Here is a 16,439-nt window from a genome sequence, read left to right as displayed (position 1 = left end):
TTCTCATCTCGTCGTCAAGCACCGGTGGGCCCACCATCCGGGAGAGGGATCCATAACCGTCCGCAGGTGGCATCGTGACCGAATCGTTGTCAATCTGAATGGGTTCAAGGTCCCCGGGAGCATGTGACGTGGGCCACGATAGGGACCACTCGGACCCACAAGTCGGAGCCTGCGCAATGGGGCGCAGCAGGTCGAGGTCGGCGGCGTCAGGCCGCCGACTTCGATCCTTTCCCCTAGCCTGTCTCTATGCCCGAAACACACCTCGCCGCGGCGATCGAGAACGGCATCAACCGCAGACTGGTGCCGATTCTGCGGGCTCGGGGATGGCACCCGCGGACACTTCCCTACATCGGCTACGGCAACCAGGACTTCGTCCGAGTTCTTGGCCGAGTGATCCTGACCCGCGGGCACGAGCCCCTGACCGCCGCCGATCAGCCGGTCGAGGAGGATCTGATCTCACGCCGCGGCTGGCGCTCGTTCGTGACAGCTTCCGTCGGCTACATGCCGGTCACTGTCCGGGTCGGCGACCGTGACTTTCCGGGCACCGCCGATCGTGGCGGCTATCTCGATCTGGTCGTCTCCGATCATGGGCTCGCGCCGGGCTGGCATGACGTGACGATCACCGCCAAGGCGACGGCGCCGGTGACCGAGCGGGTCCAGATCATCGATGCCGGCGCCCGCTTCGGCATCATCAGCGACATCGACGACACCGCGTTGGTGACCCTCGTTCCGCGACCGTTCATCGCCGTCTGGAACACGTTCATCCGCCACGGCAGTGCCCGCAAGGTGGTGCCGGGGATGGCGCAGATGTACCGCGACCTCCTCGCCGAGCATCCTGGCGCCCCGATCTTCTACCTCTCGACCGGCGCCTGGAACATCATGCCGACGCTCGTGCAGTTCCTGCGCGGGCACCGATTCCCGGCCGGGACGATGCTGATGACGGACTGGGGCCCGACCAACTCCGGCTGGTTCCGCTCCGGCCAGGAGCACAAGCGCCACGCGCTCCGGCGCCTCACCGCCGAGTTCCCGCACATCCGCTGGGTCCTGGTGGGCGACGACGGCCAGCACGACCCGTACCTCTACCGTGAGTTCGCGCAGGAGTTCCCGTCGCGGGTCGCGGTGATCGCGATCCGGGAGCTGACGCCGGGCGAGCAGGTCCTCGCGCACGGTTCACCGGTCGCGGTCCAGGAGGTCGGTACCGCGCGTCGGGCCGGCGCCGCGGCCGAGGTCGCCGGTGGGGACGGCGCGTCGCTCGCGCCCAAGCTCAGGGCGGCCCTGCACCAAGGTGACCGGAGGTAGGGCCCGTCACCAGGGTGACCGGAGGTAGGGCCCGTCACCAAGGTGACCGGAGGTAGGGCCCGTCACCAACGTGACCGGAGGTGGTCCCCGTCACCAACGTGACCGGAGTAGGCCCCACGACCTTGTGTCGGCGACCCGTCTTGGGACCGGTGCGACCGGCCACAGCCGCGTTCGACTCGGCCCACCGGCGCCGTCAGTGCCGGTCCACCCCTGCCCGGCGAGCACGGCGGGGCCAACCCACCCGTCGACCGAACTCGGCACGCTCGGACCGAGCCGAGCGCCGCCGTCGGGCATTGCCCGACTGGACCACTACTCGCCGAGCAGTACCTGGAATCGCTCCACGCGCCGTTCGACGTACACATCCGGCCCGGGGCAGAACAACGACTCGTGCTCGTCGTCGACCCAACGAACGCGCCACGGCGGGCTACCGTCCGTTGCGGCGACCTCGATCACCTCGCCCTCGCGCGCGGCCACGTCGGTGTGTGACGACGCGACGACCACCCTGTCACCCACTGCCGCCTTCATGACGACCTCCCACGCCACTGCGGTGGCGGCTCTCACCACCACTCCCAGTCTCCCTCACCCTGTCCGGAAAGGCACGGGTCCGACGCCGGCAACCTGCGGGAAGCACAGGGCAGTAGCACCAGTACCCTCGGGACGGTGATGACTCGGTCGCCGACGGCCCGAGGAGCAACCACCCATCGGAGGTCGGATTGATCAGCGCGGAGCAGGTCCTCAATTCCCGGTTCAAGCCGACGCGGTTCTCCCAGGGCTACGACCAGGATGAGGTGGACGACTTCCTCGACCGGATCGTCACCACACTCCGGCAGGCCGAGACTGGTCAGCAGACCGGCAACCCGCTGCGGCCGGACGAGGTCACCTCGGTGCGGTTCTCCACCACGAAGTGGCGGGAGGGCTACGACCAGGCCCAGGTGGACGCGCTGCTGGACGAGGTCGTCGCGACGATCACGCACCACCTGGGGCGCGGCGCGCTCTGACGCGACCCGGGATCCGCGGCCGTCACTGGTGCACCACGCAGGGCTCGACCTGCGGGGGGTGAGGACCCGCAGGAACACGCCGGCGTTCGGGTCGGCGATGGGGGTCTCGGCCTGGACCTGATCCCAGATCCGCTCGGCGTCCGCGCCCTCGAGCACGCCGCAGCCGTCGTGGAGGACGTCCGTGATCGGCGGCCCCGGCCAGGTCACCTCGGCATCGGTGATCGCGTACGGGGCGAGCACCTCGATCCGATCGACGGTCAGGTTCTCGGCGTCCACCACGGAGTTGAGCAGCATCGACCCGAACGCGGACAGAGCATCCCGAGCCGCGACCTGGTCGGCATCGCGGCCGTCCACGACCACGCCGGCGGCGTCGCGCTCGAGCCCGAGGGAGTAGACGTCCCAGACGAACTCCTCGGCGCCGTCGTCACCGAACAGCACCATCTCGGTGTTGGCCGCATCGGGCACCAGTGGCGCACCGAACACAGCGTTGTCGCGCTCGAAGCCTGCGAGCGCGGCCAGCAGCCCGTCCAGGTCGCAGTCCAGGTAGCCACCGAAGGCAACCTCGGCCCCGAGATCCTCGTGCTCGGACAGCTCGGTGGCCAACTGGCGCTGCGACGCGTACTTCCACGGATCGGCGAACCCGCCGTTGTAGCGGGCGGCGGTCCCATCGGCATAGACGACCACGTCCACCCACCGACTCGCGCCCTGACCCCCGACCGCGACCAGCCCCGTGAACTGGAGCAGGAGCGGCGCCTCGCCCACGGCCCGGTTCGGTACGGACGCGATCGGATCGCTGCATCGACCGGTGCCGGGGTCTGCGGTGACCGGCTCGGTCGTCTCGCCGGGCGGGGTCGTCTCGCCGGGCGGGGTCGTCTCGACCGCGGGGCCGGTGGTGCCGTCGCCATGGTCCTCGGTGACAGACGCGCTCTGGCCCGGATCGCCACCCGCGTCCGTGCACCCGGCCAGCAGCAACCCCGCCAGGCCGAGAATGCCCAGTCTCCCCCTGATCCCCATGGCGGGAATCTACTCGCCCGCCGCTCAGCCCACCGTCGTCCCGAACAGCAGACCGAGGACGTAGGTCGCCGCGGCGGCGCCCCAACCGATCGCCAACTGCCGCAGCGCCCGGCTCAGCGGCGCAGCCCCGGACAGGATCCCCACCGTGGCCCCCGTCAGCATGAGCGCGATCCCGACGAGAGCCGCCGCTACCACCACGGCCGCCAGCCCGGTGAGTCCGAGCAGGTACGGCAGCACCGGGATGATGGCACCGGAGGCGAAGAAGCAGAAGCTCGACAGTGCCGCGCCCCAGGCCGAGCCGATCTCCTCGTGGTCGCGCACGTCCGCCCGGTCCGAGGACCGGTCACCGGAGTAGGTGGCGATCCGCTCCTCGGCCTTCGCCCGCGCCTCGTCCTCCGGCATTCCACGCGCTCGGTAGACGAGAGCCAGCTCGTTCGCGTTCACGTCCAGGTCCGGGAGCGCCGTGTGCGCCGTCGGGCTCGGATTGGAGGCCTCCAGCAGCTCCCGCTGGGACCGCACCGACACGAACTCGCCGGCACCCATCGAGAGTGCCCCGGCGAGCAGACCCGCAATGCCGGTGAGCAGGATCGTCGCATTGTCGACGCCGGAGGCGCCGATGCCGAGCACCAGCGCGAGGTTCGACACGAGGCCGTCGTTCATCCCGAACACCGCGGCCCGGAACGTCCCGGACATCCGTGCCCGGCCGCGCTCCGCAAGCGACCGCACCACCTCCTCGTGGATCCGCTCGTCCGCCGCCATCGCCGCCGTCGCGTGCTCGTCGTCCGCATACGCCGACCGCGCTTCCGCACGTTGGGCCAGAGCGAGCACGAACACGGAACCGAACCGCCCGGCGAGCCGGATCAGCAGGCTCGATCGCGCGGACGGTCGCAGCGGCCGGCCGACGTCGTCGCCGAGGAGGCCGACCCAGTGCGCGGCGTGCCGTCCCTCCGCCTCGGCCAGCGCGAGCAGGATCTCGCGTTCCTCGCCCTGCCGCTTCGCCGCGAGCCGCGTGTAGAGCGCCGCCTCGGCGCGCTCCTCGGCAAGGTAACGGCGCCAGCGGCGCACGTCCGCGGGCGACGGCGGAGGTGCTCCGGTCCCCGATTGTGCGGTCGGCATGAGCGAGAGTCTTCCAGTTGCCGCTCGCGGTCGCCCGGCTTGCGCTGCTCGGGCAGTGGGTGCGACCCATGCCGCCACCACACGAGGTGAGGTCGGCCACCCGGCGACCCGAACGCCGTCGGGAACCGCTGAGGGTTCCTCAGTACCGTCTCGCCATATGGACTCGATGTGGCACCAGTTTTGCGGACGTCCGCGATCGGGAGTTTGCCGCATGGTCTGAGGCCTGAGAGCAGATCGGCCCAGGTCGGAATCGCCCCGATTCGCGTCCGCAAGCCTTCAACGCACCGCTCCGGACACCCTACGGTGGATACCGGTATGCCGACGTCCACAGAGTTATCCAACGCCCGCCACCACCATTCTGACGCGTCCGCCCCAGCGTCGCACAATCCACCGAGCGTGCTCGCTCAGAATGCCGAACCGGGGCCCCGTCCCGACGAGTCCGGCAATCCCGACGACGACGAATCCGCCGGGACCGCCGGCGTCACGCCGACGCCCGCCCGAACCGCCGTCGACCCGGCCCCGACCGTCCGCCGCCCGACCATCGCGGACGGCGCGCACATGTGGCGGATCGCCTCCGACAGTGGCGAGCTCGACGTGAACACCGCGTACGCCTACGCCCTCCTCGCGCGAGACTTCCGCGACACCTGTCGCGTCGCGACGGTCGCGGAACAAGCAGTTGGTTTCGTCACCGGCTACCGCCGACCCGACGCGCCGACCACGCTGTTCGTGTGGCAGATCGCCGTGGATCCGGCCTTCAGGGGCCGCAACATCGGCGGTCTCCTGTTGGATGCTCTGGTCCGAGATCTGGTCGACGTCGTCGCCGTGGAGACCACCGTGACGCAGACCAACGACTCCTCGCGCCGGCTCTTCGGGAAGTTCGCGGACCGCCATGACGCCCGGATCTGCGAGTCGCCGCTCTTCGCGGCCGGGGACTTCCCCGACGCACACGAGGCCGAACCGTTGCTCACGATCAGCGGACTGGCTCGCTGACGCAAGGCCCGTCGGGCTCGGCGCCGTTCGGCATCGTCGATCGGCTTCCGGCCCAGCACGTCCCCATTCGAACCAATCGATGAAGGAATTCATATGACTGCGCCCACGATCGACACCGTCGCCCTGGAATCCGGGGTCCGGAGCTATTCCCGGAACTGGCCGGCGGTGTTCTCACGAGCCGTCGGCAGCACGGTCTGGGACGAGGACGGCACGCCATATCTGGACTTCTTCGCCGGCGCCGGCGCGCTGAACTACGGGCATAATCACCCGCGCCTGAAGGAAGTGGTCCTGGACTATTTCCGGAGTGACCAGCTGGTGCATTCCCTGGACATGTTCACGACCGCCCGCGGTGATTTCCTGCAGACATTCTCCGAGATGATCCTCAAGCCCCGCGGCCTCGACCACCGCGTGGCCTTCCCCGGGCCCGGCGGTGCGAACGCGGTCGAGGCAGCCCTCAAGCTGGCGCGGAAGGTCACCGGCCGGGAGTCGATCGTGAACTTCACGAACGCCTTCCACGGGATGACGCTCGGCGCTCTCTCCGTGACCGGGAACTCCCTGAAGCGGGGCGGCGCCGGGATCCCCCTGGTGCACGCGACCCCGATGCCGTACGACGACTACTTCGACGGCGACGTTCCGGACTTCATGTACTTCGAGCGCATGCTCGGGGACTCCGGCAGCGGCCTGAACCACCCGGCCGCAGTGATCGTGGAGTCCGTCCAGGGCGAGGGCGGGATCAATGCCGCCCGCGCCGAGTGGCTGCGTGCTCTCGCCGACCTCTGCAAGAAGTACGACATCCTGCTGATCCTCGACGACATCCAGATGGGTTGCGGCCGAACCGGGGGCTTCTTCAGCTTCGAGGAGGCCGGGATCGTCCCGGACATCATCTGCCTGTCCAAGTCCATCAGCGGCTACGGGATGCCGATGGCGCTCACGCTGGTCCGTCCGGAACTCGACATCTGGGAGCCGGGCGAGCACAACGGCACGTTCCGGGGCTTCAGCCCAGCATTCGCGACGGCGGCCGAGGCGATCCGCACGTTCTGGGCGGACGACGCCCTCGAGCGGTCCACCCAGACCAAGGGTGCCCACGTGGAGAGCCGCTTCAACCAGCTCGTCGCCAAGTACCCCGAGCACGAGCTGATCAGCAAGGGGCGCGGGCTCGCTCGCGGCCTGCAGTTCGGCACCGCAGAGCTCGCCGGCCGGGTCTGCGCTGCGGCGTACGAGCGTGGCCTGCTCATGGAGACCTCCGGACCCGAGGACGAGGTCATGAAGATCCTCCCGCCGCTGACCCTCACCGACGACGAGCTGAACCGCGGTCTGCGGATCATCGACGAGTCCGTCGACGCGGTGCTCGGACGTTCCTGAGCACGCCCCCATCTCCCGCTTCCCAGACCCATAGGAGTTGCCCACATGCTAGTCCGCACCATCGCCGAGATCACCGACACCGACGCCGATATCAAGACCGAGAACTGGCGCAGCAAGCGCATCATCCTGGCCAAGGAGGGTGTCGGCTTCTCGGTCCACGAGACCACCCTCTACGCCGGCACCGTGAACGACTTCTGGTACGCCAACCACATCGAGGCCGTGTTCATCGTCGAGGGCGAGGGCGAGATCACGGACCTGGCCACCGGCGCGACCCACCAGCTCGGCCCGGGCTCGCTGTACCTGCTGAACGACCACGACAAGCACCAGGTCCGGCCCCGGACCCAGATGCGCACCGTGTGCGTTTTCAACCCGCCGGTGACCGGGCGCGAGGTTCACGACGAGAACGGCGTCTACCCGCTGGTCACGGAGCCTGCGCCGGCCTGATCCGACGCCTCGCCGACGGGGCACCGGCACGTCGTACGGGCGTGGGACCTGCCAGTCCACCACGGTTGAGCGCAGCGGCGCGAGAGCTCCGCACGGATTCGCCACCAGCCTTCATCAGTGGTTCACCCCACGTTCACCCGCCGCGCCCCATCGGTTCAGACTCACCGGTGAATGTGGTGATCGTCGAGAGGGCGTGGCCTCCACTCCCCTCGACCCTCGCGCCCCATCGAGGCGCCGCGGACGCCGGGCCTGGGTAACTCCGGGGGGATGAACCCGCCCGGTGTCCGCCAGGGGCCGGTCCAGCACCCACGAACGCGCCGCCGTCCACAGCGCGTTCTGTCACGTCCTCGCGTCCACAGACGCACCATGCCCGACGGCGCAGGGTCGCCTCCTTGAGACACGCTCGGCCCATGCTGCCCGAACCCGAGGAGACGTCGCGGGCGCGACCGCTTGCGACCGTCGCCGTGCTGGGGCTGCTCGCACTCGCCCTTGCGCTGGTGGTGCCGCAGTGGTGGGCGCAGGTTCGGGCGCCGCCGCCGTATCCGGTGCCGGCCGACCTGGTGGCTGCCGCCCGGGCGGACCTGGCGGGGCTGGCGGTCGTGGAGCCGCTCGGCCTGGCCGACTACGAGCGCGAGTTCTTCGGGGAGGCCTGGGCCGACGTGGACCGGAACGGGTGCGACACCCGCAACGACGTCCTCGCGGTCTGGCTCGACGACGTCGTGCTCGACCCGTTGAAGCCGTGCCTGGTGGTCTCGGGGACCCTGGCCGACCCCTACACCGGTCACCTCGTGCCCTTCGTGCGGGGACCGAGCACCAGCGCCGAGGTGCAGATCGACCACGTGGTCGCCCTCGCCGACGCCTGGCGTAAGGGCGCATCCCGGTGGCCACCGGAGCGCGCCCTCGCGTTCGCGAACGACCCCGGCAATCTGATCGCCGTGGACGGCCCAGCCAATCAGGACAAGGGCGCCGACGACGCCGCGGACTGGCTCCCGCCGAACGCCGGGTTCCACTGCGCCTACGCCGTTCAGCAGATCCGGGTGAAGGCTACGTACGGGCTGGGCGTCAGTGGCGCGGAGTTCGGTGCTCTGGCTCAGGTGCTGGCGCAGGAGTGTCCGGGGGCGCCGACGTCCGGGATGTCAGCCGGAGTGCGGGTGCCGGGCATCGCCGGGACGACGGCCAGGGCTGGGATGTCGGCGGGCCGCGATAGCCTCACGGGACCTGGGTCGGACGAGCCCCGCCGCTCACATCGAGCGGCCGCGCACGGTCGAACAGGGCTGGGTCGTACCAGGCTTCGTCAGAGCGACCTCGGTCGAACAAGTGGAGGGAGGCGGGCGTGTTCCTGCTCGATGACGTGCTCGTCTACTCCGCCAGTGACCTGTCGACCGCCGTCGGCTGCGAGTTCGCTGCGCTGCGCAAGCTCGACGAACGCCTCGGCCGGGTGCCGAAGCTCGAGGTGGCGAACGCGTTCCTGGACCGGGCCGCCCGGTTGGGCAACGAGCACGAGGAGCGGGTGCTCGAGCAGTACCGGCAGCGGTTCGGCGCCGGCGTCGTGGAGATCGGCCCGCCCACCGAATACACCCGGGCGGCGCTCGAGGAGCAGCATGCACGCACCATCGCGGCACTCCACGCGGGCGCGGACGTGGTGGCCCAGGCCGGCTTCTTCGACGGGCGGTTCCACGGGCGAGCGGACTTCCTGGTGCGCGAGGGCGACGTCGACGGGCGGCCGAGGTACGCCGTCGTCGACGCGAAGCTGACCCGATCGGCGAAGTCACCGGCCGTGATGCAGGTCGCCGCGTACGCGGACCAGTTGCTCCGGGCCGGGATCGACGTGGCCGAGTACACCCACCTGCACCTCGGCGACGACGTCGTCACGTCGCACCCGATGGCCGACGGCGTCGCCGTCCTGCGCGAGCAGCGCGAGCAGGTCCAGCGCCTCCTCGACGAACATCGCCTCGACGACGGGCCGGTCGTCTGGGGCGATGAGCGGTACCGGGCCTGCCTGTGGTGTGACTACTGTGCGGCCGAGCTCGAGCCGGCCCGCGACGTCAAACTCGTCTGGGGCGTGCGTAGCGGGAACCGGAACGCCCTTCGGGCGGCGGGCATCACCACGATCGACGACCTCGCAGCCAGCACCGGCCCGATACCGAAGATCCGGCCGGCCATCCTCGACCGGCTGCGCGGACAGGCACGGCTGCAACGGCGGCAGGAGGAGGCGGAGGCCCGGGCGTCCCAAGGCGCCGCGGCCGTCACACAGGCTGCCCACGCCGGGACCGGGCACTCGCGCGCCGGCGGCTCCACCCCGGCAGCCACGCCCACGGTCTTCAGCGAGGTGCACACGGTGACGGCCCTCGAGGCCCTGCCCGCACCCGATGCCGGCGACATCTTCTTCGACTTCGAGGGCGATCCGATGTGGGTCGACTCCGACCGGACGCAGTGGGGTCTGGAGTACCTCTTCGGTCTCGTCGAGGCCGGCCCAGAGGAGCGCTATGTGACGTTCTGGGCGCACGACCGTGCCGAGGAGGCGGGTGCGCTCCGAGACTTTCTGGCGTACGTGGCGCAGCGCCGCGCCGCGCATCCGGGGCTGCACATCTACCACTACGCGGCCTACGAGCAGTCCGCGCTGCGCAACCTCGCGCAACGCCACGGGTTCGGCGCGGACGAGGTCGAGGGCCTCATCACCGACGGGGTCCTCGTCGACCTGTACAAGACCGTCAAGGACGGTGTCCGGATCTCCCAGCGCTCGTACTCCCTGAAGAAGCTCGAGCCCTTGTACATGGGCGCCGAACTGCGGGACGCGTCAGGCGTCACCAGTGGTGGGGACTCGGTGGTCGCGTATGAGGAGGCCATGGCGATGCGCGCCGCCGGGGACGACACCGGCTATTCCGCGCGCCTCGCCGAGCTCGCCGACTACAACCGGTACGACTGCGTCTCCACGCTCCGGCTGCGGGACTGGCTGCTCGAGCAGCGGGACCGAACGCACGCCGTGCTGCGTGAGGCCGCGCTGGCCGTCGGCGCCGTCGGTGCTGGTGCCGGCCCGGCTGAGCCCCCGGAGCCGGGTACCGCCGGGATCGCGCCCGAGCCTGCCGCAGCCGTCGAGGACGAGACTGAGGAGGCCGAGGAGACGACCGCACAGAGTCTCGCCCGCGCGATGCTGGCCCGGACGTCGGACCCGGCCGCGCCGCTCCTCGCTGCCGCGCTGGAGTACCACCGTCGCGAGGACGAGCCGTTCTGGCGGGCTCACTTCGAGCGGCTCGACGCGCCACGCAGGGACTGGGTGGACGCTCGGGACGTGCTCGACGTGCACGGGGCCAGGGTGGTCGAGGACTGGGCCGGACCGGAGGGTCGACGACCCACGCGGGTCCTCGAGCTCACCGGCTCACTCGGCACCGGCAGCATCGTCGGCGCCGGCTCCGAGGTGTACTGCGTCTACCCCCCGCCGGTGCCCGACGGGATGCGGGTGCCCGAGGGGCACGAGCGCGCCACCTCGGGCGCCCGCGTGATCAGTCGCGGCGAGAACGCCGACGGCGAGGACGTCCTCGTCATCGCGGAGGTGCTCGCCCGGGACCTCGCCGAGCACGACGCCCTGCCGGTCCTGATCACCCCGGGCGCACCGCCGTCCGCCGCCTCGCTCCGGTCCGCCATCGAGCTGGTCGCTCAGGCCGTGGCCGACGACGGGCCCGCCATCGGTGCCCGCTCGGATCGCGCGATGGATGTTCCACTGGGCCCACCCGGACTCCCGGCCGGTCCTGATACGCGGCCGTTGCCGGCTCAGGCGGCACTCGACGTGCTGCGTCGGGTGCCGCCTCGGCAGCGTCACGGCGGCCCACTCCCCCACGCCGCGGTCAGCGTGCCCGAGCTGGGCGCCGGCGTCGACCAGGTGGCCGGCGGCCACTGCGGCGCGGACCACATCGGCGCGGACCACATCAGCGCCGTCACGGACGCCGTGCTCGGTGCCGACGCCTCCTACGTCGCGGTCCAGGGCCCTCCCGGCACCGGCAAGACCTACCTGGGCACCCGGGTGATCGCCGCACTCGTGCGGCGGTTCGGGTGGCGGGTCGGCGTGGTCGCGCAGTCGCACGCGGTCGTCGAACACTTCCTGCGCGGCGTGATCGAGGCCGGTGTCCCGGGCACACAGGTCGGCAAGCGCGGCGGCAGCATCGACGCGAGCATCCCGACCGACTTCCGTCCGGCCGTCGAGCATGACCGGAGCGCGCCGCCGTGGGTACGCCTGGACACCTACCAGCACCAGGAGTTCCTCGAACGCCACGGCAGCGCCGGCGCCGTGATCGGCGGTACCGCCTGGGACTTCACGAATCGGCGCCGGTTCGCCCTCGGCGACCTCGACGTGCTCGTGATCGACGAGGCGGGCCAGTTCTCGCTCGCGAACACGATCGCCGTCGCCACGGCGGCCCGCCGGCTGCTGCTGCTCGGCGATCCGCAGCAGCTGCCGCAGGTCAGCCTGGGCACCCATGACGCCCCCGTCGACATCTCGGCTCTCGGCTGGCTCACGGAAGGTCACGCCACCCTGCCGCCGAGCCGCGGCTACTTCCTGGACCGGACGTGGCGCCTGCACCCGGAACTGTGCGAGGCGGTCTCGACGCTCGCCTATGACCACCAGCTGCACAGTCATCCGCGGACCGCGCAGCGGCACCTCGAGGGCCTCGACCCCGGTGTGCACGTGGTGCGGGTGCCGCACCGCGGCAACGTCGTGGACTCCCCGGAGGAGTCCGCGGAGGTCGTCGCGCAGATCCAGGCGCTACTCGGCAAGCCCTGGATGGACAGCGCGGGTGGTGCCGGTGGTACCGGTGGTGCAGGCAGCGCCGGTGGTACCGACAGTGCTGGTGGTGCCGGTGGTGCCGGTGGTGCCGGTGGTGCCGGTGCCGACAGTGCTGGTGGTGCCGAGTCACGCCCCTTGGCACCGGCGGACGTGCTCGTGGTCGCCGCCTACAACGCCCAGGTGCAGCGCATCCGGCACGACCTCGCCGAGGCGGGCCTTGAGGCGGTCCGGGTCGGCACCGTGGACAAGTTCCAGGGCCAGGAGGCCGCCGTCGTGCTGCTCAGTCTGGCCGCGTCCAGCGCGGACGACGCCCCGCGCGGGCTCGGCTTCGTGCTCTCCCGCAACCGGCTGAACGTGGCGATCTCCCGGGGCAAGTGGGCGGCGATCGTGATCCGCTCGCCCGGCCTGACCCGGCACCTGCCGTGGGACCCGAACGAGCTGAGCGCGCTCGGCGCGTTCATCACGCTCTGCAGCGACGCCCGCGAGCGCCGAAGCCGCCGTCACTGACGGTGGTTCGACCGTCGACCGAGCTCCTCACCTCGACCCACTTGTCTCAACTATCTGAAGAGTGCGCCAACAACCTGAATACCCCTATCCTGTCGGGCATGGGTGAGAAGGCGCAGGTCGTCGGCGCGGAACGCGTCCTCGTCCTGCTCCGCGCCCTCGCCGAGCACGGCCAGGGGGCGACGCTGGACGAGCTCGCGGCCGTCGTCGACGGCTCAAAGCCCACCATCCACCGCGGGCTCGCCCTGCTGTGCCGGATCGGCTTCGCGCGCCGCGACGAACGAGGCCGCTACAGTCTCGGCGACCAGTTCCTGCGACTCGCCTTCACCTACCACGAGCAGCAGACCGACCACCTGCGGGCGCAGCCGATCCTGACGGCTCTGGCGCAGCGGTTCGGCGAGACCGCGCACTACGCGGTGCTCGACGGCCGCGACGTGGTCTACCGCGGCAAGGTCGACCCGCCCGATCGTGCGGTCCGGCTCACCTCGGTGATCGGCGGCCGCAACCCCGCCCACTGCACCGCCGTCGGGAAGGCGCTGCTCGCCCATCGCCTGACCGGTGAGGCGCAGGTCCGGGCCTGGCTGGCCGACGGCGACCTCGATGCCCGCACCGACTCGACGATCGTGGCGCCGGCTGCCTTCGCCACCGAGCTCGCTCGCGTCAGCGAGCAGGGCTACGCCGTCGAGGACGAGGAGAACGAGCTGGGCATCGCATGCCTCGCCGTGCCGGTCTGGTGGGGGCCGGGCACCGAGCCGACCGGGGCCATCAGCATCAGCGCCGTCCGCTACCGCACGCCGTTGGCCGCCCTGCTCGACCGGCTCCCCGAGATCCGCGCGATCATCGACGGTGCGCCATGATCGCGGACCTGCTGGTGCGCGGCGCGAGCGTCGTCGATGGCTCGGGCGGCGCGCCGGTGCGCGCCGATGTGGCGGTCGTCGACGGTGTGATCGCGGCGGTGGGGCACCTCGCCGGCGCCACGGCCGCCGAGGTCGTGTCGGCGCCCGGGTCGTTGCTCCTGCCCGGCTTCATCGACACGCACTCCCACACCGATGCCGTCATCGGGCAGGAGCACGTGCAGCACGCGTTGCTGCGCCAGGGTGTGACGACCGCCATCACCGGCCAGGACGGCGTCTCGCACGCGGGCGCGGGCGCCGACGGCGGGGCCTGGGGCTCGCGGTACTTCGCCGGCATCAACGGCACGGCCGAGCCGGCCGGGACGCTGGCCGAGTATCGCGCCACACTCGCGGGCGCGCTGCGCGTCAACACTGCCCATCTGCTCCCGCACGGGTCGATGCGGTACCAGCGGGCCGGACTGCGCGAGCGCCTCGACGCCAGCGAGGTCGCCACGCTGCGGGACGACGTCGAGGCCGGGCTCGCCGACGGCGCCGTCGGGCTCTCGGCCGGGCTGCACTACCTCCCGGGTGTGCACGCCGACGTCGACGAGTTCGTCGTGCTCGCCGGCCCGCTCGCCGCGGCCGGCCGGCCCTACGTGACCCACATGCGCGGCTACGAGGCCGAGTCCGCGGTCGGCCTCGACGAGGTGCTGGCGATCGCCCGGCGCAGCGGCGTCGGCGCCCACATCTCCCACCTGCACGGACCGGCGCAGGAGATCCTGGCCACGATCGAACGCGCCGCCGGGGACGGGCTGGACCTGACCTTCGACTCCTACCCGTACCTGTCCGGGTTCAGCCTGCTGAGCGTGCCGCTGCTGCCCTGGGACCTGCTCAGGCTGGCCCCGGAGGACCTGGTGGACCGCCTGTCCCGACCCGGAGCGCTCGCGTGCATGCCACCCGGCTGGCGCGACGCCGTCGGGCAGGAACTGGACCGGATCACTCTCGCCGGCGTCCCAGGGAGGCCAGCCCTGGAAGGGCTCACGCTCCGCGCGGCCGCCGAGTCGCTCGGCCTGGACGCCCCGGCGATGGTCCTGGACCTGATCGCCGACACGGCCGGCGCGGTGACCGCGGTGTTCCAGCAACCCGCCACGAGCACCGAGGACGACGTCCGGGCACTGCTGCGCCATCGGGGCCACATGGGTGGGTCGGACGGCATCTTCGTCGGCGGCCATCCGCACCCACGGGCCTGGGGAACGTTCGCCCGATACCTGGCCCGGCACGTCCGCGATCTCGGCGACTGGACCTGGGCGGAGGCCGCCGTGCACCTGGCCGCCGCACCCGGGGCCAGGTTCGGGCTCGGCGGTCGTGGCCGCATCCGGCCCGGCGCACCCGCCGACCTCGTGCTGCTCGACCCACGCACGGTCACGGACACGGCGACCTACGCCGAGCCGCAACGCCTCGCCACCGGCATCGGCGACGTCTGGGTCGGCGGGGTGCGCGTGCTCCGCGACGGCGAGCTCACCGAGTCCCGTCCCGGCTCCGCCCTGACCTGGCAAGACTGACCCGATTCCCACCTCCCACCCCGAAGGATGATCCCCGTGCCCGAGATGCAGATCAGCGACGCCCTACCCACCCCCGCCGGCCCCTACTCCCACGTCGGCACCGCCGCCGGACTGGTCTGGACCGCGGGCTTCGGACCTCAGGACCCGGCCACCGGCACCGTCCCGGACGGGGTCGAGGCACAGACCGCGGCGACCCTCGACAATGTCGAGCGAGCCCTCGCCGTGGTCGGCCTCGACCTGAGCGACGTCATCAAGGCGACCGTGCACCTGGAGCACCTCAAGCGCGACTTCGCCGCCTTCAACGGTGTCTATGCCGAGCGGTTCGGCGACCACCGCCCGGTCCGCACCACCGTCGGCTCCGACCTCATGGACATCCTCGTCGAGATCGACGTCGTCGCGGCGCAGCGCGGATGAGCGCACCCGCCGACCGGGGTGCGCCCGCGGACGGCGTGGCCCGGGTGGTCCTGATCACCGGCGCCGCGGGCGGGATCGGCCGCGCCCTCACCCGCCGGTTCGCGGACGGGCGCACCGGCCTCGTCCTCGTGGACCGCAACGCCGACGGCCTGGCCGCGCTCGCGCAGGACCTCGACGATCCGCCGACGATCCTCACCGAGACGGTCGACATCACCGAGGACGACGCGGTCGACGCCCTGGTGACCCGGGTGCAGGACCGGTGGGGCGCCGTCGACGTCCTCGTCAACAACGCTGCCTACGCCTACGACGACGACCTGCTCGGGACCACGCCCGCGCGGTGGGACGAACAGGTCGCGATCGCGCTGCGGTCGGTCTTCCTGTGCAGCCGGGCGGTCCTGCCGGGGATGCGTCGGCGCGGCCGGGGCGTCATCGTGAACATGGCGTCGGTGAACGCCCACCAGTACTTCGGCAACGAGGCGTACAGCGCGGCCAAGGCGGGCGTCGAGTCGCTCACCCGCAGCATCGCGGTGCGCTACGGACCCGACGGCGTTCGCGCGCTCGCGCTCGGGATCGGGACCGTGCTCACCCCGGGCGCCTGGGACGCACGCCTGGAGCGCGACCCGGACATCGTGGACCGGCTCAGGTCCTGGTATCCCATGCGCCGTCTCGGAACACCGGAGGACATCGCCGCCCTGACCGCGTTCGTCGCCTCCGACGAGGCGTCCTGGATCACCGGCACCACGATCATGGTCGACGGCGGTCTGACGGCGGGCAACCTCCGGCTCGCCGAGGACGTGCTCGGTATCGAGCCGGGCGGCCCGCCCGGGCCGGCGCAGACGCGGCCCGACGCGACGGCGGCGGCGTTCTAGCGGTACTTCCTCATCGGGTCGAAGCCGTCGCCGGGTGACCGGTCATCCCGTGCCGCCGCGTTGTCCCGCCAGGCCCGCTTCTGCTCGGCCAGGATCCGCATCGTGATACCCATCTGGCCGATCGAGATCAGGACGACCGCGCCGAGGAACAGCGGCAACCCGATCACCTCGCTCACCCAGAGCAACACGGCTGCGACGATGAGCGCTCCGGAGAGCATGGCGGTGAGGACCAGGCCGCGAGTCATCGGATTCATCGC

Annotated in this window: 12 protein-coding genes and 2 pseudogenes; 11 read left to right on the top strand and 3 right to left on the bottom strand. The window is 71.4% G+C overall.

The window, feature by feature from the left end; genetic code table 11:
- The first annotated feature begins 246 nt into the window (after window positions 1-246).
- Window positions 247-1,299 (top strand): App1 family protein phosphatidate phosphatase, encoded by a 1,053-nt coding sequence (locus tag GKS42_RS01390; protein ID WP_154792219.1) that lies wholly within the window; start codon window positions 247-249, stop codon window positions 1,297-1,299.
- Between the two features lie 309 nt (window positions 1,300-1,608).
- Here GKS42_RS01390 and GKS42_RS01385 read toward each other — a convergent pair whose 3' ends face one another.
- Complete coding sequence (locus tag GKS42_RS01385; RefSeq protein ID WP_154792218.1) at window positions 1,609-1,824, bottom strand: DUF1918 domain-containing protein; 216 nt, start codon at window positions 1,822-1,824, stop codon at window positions 1,609-1,611.
- 188 nt (window positions 1,825-2,012) lie between these two features.
- Between GKS42_RS01385 and GKS42_RS26340 the strand changes: the two are divergent.
- Window positions 2,013-2,129, top strand: a pseudogene (locus GKS42_RS26340) (DivIVA domain-containing protein); the annotation flags it as partial.
- 1,206 nt (window positions 2,130-3,335) lie between these two features.
- On the opposite strand, the gene GKS42_RS01375 reads toward GKS42_RS26340, so the two are convergent.
- A complete protein-coding gene (locus GKS42_RS01375; RefSeq protein WP_154792216.1) occupies window positions 3,336-4,427 on the bottom strand; it encodes a VIT1/CCC1 transporter family protein in 1,092 nt (363 codons plus the stop codon).
- A gap of 396 nt (window positions 4,428-4,823) precedes the next feature.
- Here GKS42_RS01375 and ectA point away from each other — a divergent pair, with 396 nt between their 5' ends.
- The 9 genes and pseudogenes from ectA to GKS42_RS01330 all read left to right on the top strand — a co-directional run bounded on the left by ectA (window position 4,824) and on the right by GKS42_RS01330 (window position 16,182).
- Window positions 4,824-5,417: a diaminobutyrate acetyltransferase gene (ectA, locus tag GKS42_RS01370; RefSeq protein WP_232847871.1), complete on the top strand. Its 594-nt coding sequence runs from the start codon at window positions 4,824-4,826 to the stop codon at window positions 5,415-5,417.
- A 93-nt stretch (window positions 5,418-5,510) separates the two neighbouring features.
- The gene (gene ectB / locus GKS42_RS01365) at window positions 5,511-6,779 is read left to right on the top strand and encodes a diaminobutyrate--2-oxoglutarate transaminase (RefSeq protein ID WP_154792214.1); all 1,269 of its coding nucleotides are present in this window, start codon (window positions 5,511-5,513) and stop codon (window positions 6,777-6,779) included.
- Between the two features lie 45 nt (window positions 6,780-6,824).
- The gene (locus GKS42_RS01360; protein WP_154792213.1) at window positions 6,825-7,223 is read left to right on the top strand and encodes an ectoine synthase; all 399 of its coding nucleotides are present in this window, start codon (window positions 6,825-6,827) and stop codon (window positions 7,221-7,223) included.
- A 410-nt stretch (window positions 7,224-7,633) separates the two neighbouring features.
- Window positions 7,634-8,275 (top strand): annotated as a pseudogene (locus tag GKS42_RS01355) (HNH endonuclease family protein); the annotation flags it as partial.
- A 281-nt stretch (window positions 8,276-8,556) separates the two neighbouring features.
- A complete protein-coding gene (locus GKS42_RS01350; RefSeq protein WP_154792212.1) occupies window positions 8,557-12,507 on the top strand; it encodes a TM0106 family RecB-like putative nuclease in 3,951 nt (1,316 codons plus the stop codon).
- A gap of 98 nt (window positions 12,508-12,605) precedes the next feature.
- Window positions 12,606-13,361: an IclR family transcriptional regulator gene (locus GKS42_RS01345; protein WP_154792211.1), complete on the top strand. Its 756-nt coding sequence runs from the start codon at window positions 12,606-12,608 to the stop codon at window positions 13,359-13,361.
- Entirely contained in the window at window positions 13,358-14,899 is a 1,542-nt protein-coding gene (locus GKS42_RS01340) for an N-acyl-D-amino-acid deacylase family protein (protein ID WP_154792210.1), read from the top strand. The genes GKS42_RS01345 and GKS42_RS01340 overlap by 4 nt, the downstream gene beginning before the upstream one ends.
- Window positions 14,900-14,944: 45 nt before the next feature.
- Window positions 14,945-15,313, top strand: a complete 369-nt coding sequence (locus GKS42_RS01335) for a RidA family protein (RefSeq protein ID WP_232848050.1) — start codon at window positions 14,945-14,947, stop codon at window positions 15,311-15,313.
- Window positions 15,310-16,182, top strand: a complete 873-nt coding sequence (locus GKS42_RS01330) for an SDR family NAD(P)-dependent oxidoreductase (RefSeq protein WP_154792208.1) — start codon at window positions 15,310-15,312, stop codon at window positions 16,180-16,182. Before GKS42_RS01335 ends, GKS42_RS01330 begins: the two co-directional genes overlap by 4 nt.
- Here GKS42_RS01330 and GKS42_RS01325 read toward each other — a convergent pair.
- A complete protein-coding gene (locus GKS42_RS01325; protein ID WP_154792207.1) occupies window positions 16,179-16,436 on the bottom strand; it encodes a hypothetical protein in 258 nt (85 codons plus the stop codon). The genes GKS42_RS01330 and GKS42_RS01325 overlap by 4 nt on opposite strands.
- Window positions 16,437-16,439 lie beyond the last annotated feature (3 nt).

Source organism: Occultella kanbiaonis, from assembly GCF_009708215.1.
In the GTDB taxonomy this organism is placed as follows: domain Bacteria; phylum Actinomycetota; class Actinomycetes; order Actinomycetales; family Beutenbergiaceae; genus Occultella; species Occultella kanbiaonis.
Note: the sequence above shows the minus strand (reverse complement) of the source record. Positions and strands in the feature narration are given on the sequence as shown.